Genomic DNA, 852 nt, shown 5'->3' on the forward strand with positions numbered 1-852 from the left:
AGGGTTCATAGTTGTTTGTTCCTAAACAAAACTTTACCAATACGCGGCACATGTCTATTGCAATGCTGCATAAAAAGCCATTATAAAAAGAAGTTGAAAATCGCTTCATCAAGAGAATAAAGAGAGTAACAATGAAATTAGAATCACTAGCATTACATCATGGCTACGAATCCGAAGCTACTACCAAATCTGCTGCTGTACCGATCTATCAAACCACATCATTTACCTTCGACAACACCCAACACGGCGCAGATCTGTTTGACCTGAAAGTACCCGGAAATATCTATACGCGAATCATGAACCCAACCACAGGCGTGTTAGAGCAACGAATCGCGGAAATGGAGGGTGGCATCGGTGCGTTGGCGGTTTCATCTGGCATGTCGGCCATCACATACTCTATTCAATGCTTAACTCGTGCTGGAGATAACATAGTGAGCACGAGTCAATTATATGGTGGCACTTACAATCTGTTTGCTCATACTTTTCCGCAACAAGGAATAGAAGTAAAAATGTGTGACCATCGAGATTTCGAGAAAATGGAATCCTTGATTGATGATAAAACTCGCGCACTGTTCTGTGAATCGATTGGAAATCCCGCCGGCAACATTGTTGATATCAAAAAGCTATCTGAGATAGCGCATCGTCATGGCATTCCAGTTATCGTCGACAATACCGTTGCAACACCTTACATCTGCCAGCCTTTCAAACTTGGCGCCGATATCGTTGTTCACTCTCTAACAAAATACATTGGCGGCCACGGCCTAGCGATCGGTGGCGCCATTGTTGACTCAGGGAATTTTGATTGGGCGGCAAACAAAGAGCGCTTCCCTCTATTTAATGAACCTGATCCGT

1 protein-coding gene is annotated in these 852 nt (G+C 43.8%); it reads left to right on the forward strand.

Annotation, left to right across the window (positions count from 1 at the left end):
* Positions 1 to 131: 131 nt before the first annotated feature.
* On the forward strand, positions 132 to 852 hold a 721-nt coding region (locus A3762_RS21345; RefSeq protein WP_156493652.1), incomplete at its 3' end, for an aminotransferase class I/II-fold pyridoxal phosphate-dependent enzyme.

The sequence above is a fragment of the Oleiphilus sp. HI0125 genome (assembly GCF_001635355.1).